This window comes from Bradyrhizobium sp. 139, assembly GCF_023074175.1.
Lineage (GTDB): Bacteria > Pseudomonadota > Alphaproteobacteria > Rhizobiales > Xanthobacteraceae > Bradyrhizobium.
Genome location: NZ_JADPKS010000029.1, coordinates 1 through 4,382, shown reverse-complemented (window position 1 = coordinate 4,382; position 4,382 = coordinate 1). Strand labels below are relative to the sequence as shown.

Below are 4,382 nucleotides of genomic sequence, written 5' to 3'. Positions count from 1 at the left end.
GCCTGAAAGTTTGAGGGCGGGCGGGCCCGTCCTCGACACGACGGAGCTACGAACGGTGCTGCCAGATCAAGGGATCACGGCTCGTGTGAAAAACAGCGACGACGTAGATCGCATCGTCCATCTCACGAAACACGAGAATGTAGGGGAAGCGACGTAGCAAAGCTCGGCGTGTGTTTTTGAGGGCCGGCGGAAACTGCTTGGGATTGTCCGCAATCCGGATCAGCGCTGCGCGCAAGGCGTCACGAAATTGCGGCACAACATGCGGAGCGTGAGCGTCGTACCAGCGGACTGCATCGGCGAGGTCGGCCCGAGCCGCTTGCGTAAAAAGAACCTCGGCCACTTATCACGACCGACGGTCAAGCTCGGCGTCAATATCTTCCCAGGGAATTGCTTCGCGGCGGTCCACGTCAAAACTCGCCAGCCGACGCTCGAGTTCGGCCTCATGCGCCGGGGTTAACCGTACGTCGGCAGCGGAGAGGCTGTCCCAAAGCTCACCGATGAGGTCGAGCCGTTCCTTGGGCGTCAAGCGGCTGATGTCGAGCGTTGCCATGATCCCGAATCCTTTTGGCCCGCCAACGAAATCACAATCTTCGCCGGCTCGTCGAGACAAATATCGTGATTGCGGCGGCCGGCTGAAAGGGGCGGGATCCGACGATCCTGAACCAATTTCGACGGGGATCGAAAGGCAAGTATGGTGCCCAGGAAAGGACTCGAACCTTCACGGCCGTTAAGCCACTGGCACCTGAAGCCAGCGCGTCTACCAATTCCACCACCTGGGCATGCCGTTTGGGGCACGGAGGCGGTTACTACGGTTCGGTGACGCGGTTGTCAATTCATGCTTGAACCCTGCTTCGGGATGCGGATTGCGCATCGCAAACCGGCCCGATACAAGCCTGACAAGACGCACCCCACCCGCAGGAATGGACCCCATGGCATCGAATCTGGACACGCTCGTCACGGTTTTCGGCGGATCGGGGTTTTTGGGCCGGAATGTCGTCCGCGCGCTGTGCCGCAGGGATTACCGGATCCGGGTCGCGGTGCGGCGGCCGGAACTCGCCGGCTATCTCCAGCCCTCCGGCAAGGTCGGGCAGGTCCATACCGTGCAGGCGAACTTGCGCTATCCGGCCTCGGTCGAGGCGGCGCTGCGTGATTCGCATGTCGTGATCAATCTGGTCGGCATCCTCGCCGAGGGCGGCGCACAGAGGTTTGACGCCGTCCAGGCCAAGGGCGCCGAAACCGTCGCCAAGGCAGCCGCGGCGGCGGGTGCGAGCCTGGTGCATGTCTCGGCGATCGGCGCCGATGCGGACTCGCCCTCGCGCTATGCCAGGGCCAAGGCGGCCGGCGAGGCGGCGGTGTTGGCCGCGGTGCCCTCGGCCACGATCTTCCGCCCCTCCGTGATGTTCGGTCCCGAAGACCAGTTCACCAACCGCTTTGCGGCGCTGGCGCGGATGTCGCCGGTGCTGCCGCTGATCGGCGGCGAGACCAGGATGCAGCCGGTCTATGTCGGCGATGTCGCCACCGCGATCGCGGATGCGGTCGACGGCAAGGCCAAGGCGGGCGCGACCTACGAGCTCGGCGGGCCGGAAGTGCTGACCATGCGCGAGATCATCGAAGCCATCCTCGAGATCGCCGATCGCAAGCGACTGCTGGTGCCGCTGTCGTTCGGCCTCGCCCGCCTCAAGGCTGCGTTGCTGCAATACGCGCCGGGCGCGCTGAAGCTGACGCCGGACCAGGTCACGCTGCTCGAGCGCGACAACATCGTGTCGGACGCGGCGAAGGCCGCCGGCCTGACGCTGGAAGGCCTCGGCATATCAGCCGATTCGCTGGAAGCGATTGCCCCGCAATATCTCTGGCGCTTTCGCGCGGCCGGGCAGTTTCAGCGCAAGAGTGCTTAACGTCACCCTCTCTGCACGTCCTGGCCGGGCTTGACCCGGCCATCCACGTCTTTCTTGACGCGGACACCGAGACGTGGATGCCCGGCACAAGGCCGGGCATGACGAAACTGTGGTGCGAACCTCAGAACTTCAACTTCTTGAACACCGCCTCCGGCAGCGTCTTGATGATCAGCATCACGAGACGCCATTTGCCGCTGACATAGACGACGTCGGTCTTCTTCTCGACGGCCGCGAGGATGGCATCGCCGACGACCGGCGCTTCGACGGTGAGCGGGCCGATCAGCTTCATGCCTTCCGTCATCCTGGTGCGGACGAAACCGGGCTTCACCGTGACGACGTGGACGCCGCCGCGGCTGGCGCGGGCGCGCAGGCCGGACAGGAAGGCGGAGAAGCCCGCCTTTGCCGAGCCGTAGACATAGTTCGAGGCGCGGCCGCGATCGCCGGCAACGGACGACACGCCGACGATCGTGCCAGAGCCGCGGCCTAAAAGCTTTTCCGCGAACAGGCCGAGGATCAGCGACGGGCCCTCGTAGTTGGAGCGCATGATCGTCGTGGCATGCGCCAGATCGCTCTCGGCATTCTCCTGCACGCCCAGCAAACCGACGATCGAGATGACGACATCCGGCAGCGCCGAAAGGCCGCTCACAAAGTCCGCGAACGAGGCGGTGTCGAGCACGTCGAATTTGTAGAGACTGACCTCGACATTGTATCGGGCGCGCAGATCGGCGGCGTCGGGTTCCAGCACGGCGACGTCGCGGCCTGCGAGCCCGACACCGTATCCGGCCCTGGCAAAGGCGCGCGCCGCGGCGCGGCCGATATCGGAGGAGCCACCCAGCAGCAAAATGGTCTTGCGCGACGTCACGGCTGCACCTCATCAAACAGGCGTTGTGAAAGCTTCGAGCGGATGTTTCCGGCGGGATCGAGCGATCTGCGGATCGCGTTGAAGCGTTGCAAGGCGGGATAGCCGGCCTCGAACGTCGCGCGGGACTGGCGCGCGTCCTTGGCGAGATAGAGCCTTCCGCCCGCGGCGACGACCAGGCGATCGATCTCGTCGAGGAAATTCAGGACGTCGCCCTTCACCGGGAAATCCAGCGCCAGCGTGTAGCCGGGCAGCGGAAACGACAAAATACCGTCGCCCTGGCCGAGCTTCTTCAGCACCGCGAGGAAGGAGGCATCGCCGCGCCGGGCAACGCGGTCGAGGATGTCGCCGAGCACGGCGCGCGCGCCTTGCTCGGGGAGCACGCATTGATGCTGGAGGAAGCCGCGGCGGCCGTAGATCCGATTCCAGGCAGCGATACTGTCGAGCGGGAAGAAATACGGATAGAGCGAGACCACGTGGCTGCCACCGGCACGCCGCGCGCCCATGCGGTAGTAGAGCTCGTTGAAGGCGCGAATGCTGTAGCGGTTCAGCGTCATCGACGGCAGATCGATGGGCACTGCGAGCCCGGGATCCTTGCCGGCGGGAAATGCATCGGCGCCTTCGGCAAGCTCGTCTGTCCTTGCGTGCTCGCCGAGATAGATCAGCGCGCGGCCGAGATCGCGCCCGCGCGCCGCGCAGTCGATCCACGCCACCGAATAGGTCGCGGCATCGCTCGCCTCGAGCGCGCGCATGGCGGCGTCGAGATCGGATGCGGAGATCACCCGCTCGCGGATCCACCCCGTTTCGACCGGTCGTAGCCGCATCGTGGCTTCGAGGATCACCCCGGTGAGGCCCATGCCGCCGATGGTCGCGAAGAAAGCATCCGAATTCTGTTCGCGCGAGACCTCGATGGTCTCGCCCTGCCCGGTGCGCAGCAGGATGGCGTCGACATAGCGACCGAAACCGCCCTCGCAATGATGGTTCTTGCCATGCACATCCGCGGCAATGGCGCCGCCGATCGAGACGAAGCGCGTGCCGGGCACGACGAAAGGCAGGAAGCCGCGCGGCCCGAATGTGTCGATCAGGTCCGACAGCAGCACGCCGGCTTCGAGACGGATACGCCCGGTCGCGGGATCGAACGACCTGATCCGGTCGAACCCCGTCATCGCGATCGTCCTCGCGGCGCCGATCGCGGCATCGCCATAGGCGCGGCCGTTGCCGCGCGCGACGGCGCCGGTCACGCCTGCGACGGCCTCACCGACCGCTGCGAAAGACCGCGGCCGCAGCACATCGGTATCGACGACCGGGAAGCGCCCCCAGCCGCTGACGAGGGTCATGGTTCAGCTCCTGTGCAGGGCGCGCCGCGCCTCGCGTTGGAAACTGCCTACTGGTCAAAAGCTTATATTGCGTTGAAGCGCGTCAGCGAGTTTTTGAGAAGTTAACGGCCGAGCGCCGGCTGCGTAGCCCGGATGGAGCGCAGCGCAATCCGGGATCGTGCCACAAGCAACGGCGGCCCCGGATTACGCTTTCGCTCCATCCGGGCTTCTGTAACGGGCCTTGGTTAGTCAATCCCTTTTTGCGTCATCCGCTTGCCGGGAACCTGCTTCTGTACGGGATCAACGCGATGG

At 65.1% G+C, this 4,382-nt stretch carries 5 protein-coding genes and 1 tRNA gene; 1 reads left to right on the top strand and 5 read right to left on the bottom strand.

Features of this window, described 5'->3' with window-relative positions:
- Positions 1-46: 46 nt before the first annotated feature.
- The 3 genes from IVA80_RS08490 to IVA80_RS08480 form a co-directional block, all read right to left on the bottom strand.
- A complete protein-coding gene (locus IVA80_RS08490) occupies positions 47-340 on the bottom strand; it encodes a type II toxin-antitoxin system RelE/ParE family toxin (protein ID WP_247427937.1) in 294 nt (97 codons plus the stop codon).
- Between the two features lie 3 nt (positions 341-343).
- Positions 344-550: an addiction module protein gene (locus IVA80_RS08485; protein WP_247427934.1), complete on the bottom strand. Its 207-nt coding sequence runs from the start codon at positions 548-550 to the stop codon at positions 344-346.
- A gap of 142 nt (positions 551-692) precedes the next feature.
- A tRNA-Leu gene (locus tag IVA80_RS08480) sits at positions 693-779 on the bottom strand.
- Between the two features lie 150 nt (positions 780-929).
- On the opposite strand from IVA80_RS08480, the gene IVA80_RS08475 reads away from it, so the two are divergent.
- Positions 930-1,895: a complex I NDUFA9 subunit family protein gene (locus IVA80_RS08475; RefSeq protein WP_247427931.1), complete on the top strand. Its 966-nt coding sequence runs from the start codon at positions 930-932 to the stop codon at positions 1,893-1,895.
- A gap of 121 nt (positions 1,896-2,016) precedes the next feature.
- Here the strand turns inward: IVA80_RS08475 and IVA80_RS08470 are convergent, their stop codons facing one another.
- Both IVA80_RS08470 and IVA80_RS08465 read right to left on the bottom strand, forming a co-directional pair.
- Positions 2,017-2,757 carry an SDR family oxidoreductase gene (locus tag IVA80_RS08470; protein WP_247427928.1) on the bottom strand — a complete coding sequence of 247 codons (741 nt, stop codon included), beginning with the start codon at positions 2,755-2,757 and terminating at the stop codon, positions 2,017-2,019.
- Positions 2,754-4,091 (bottom strand): FAD-binding oxidoreductase, encoded by a 1,338-nt coding sequence (locus IVA80_RS08465; RefSeq protein WP_247427925.1) that lies wholly within the window; start codon positions 4,089-4,091, stop codon positions 2,754-2,756. Before IVA80_RS08465 ends, IVA80_RS08470 begins: the two co-directional genes overlap by 4 nt.
- Positions 4,092-4,382: the final 291 nt, after the last annotated feature.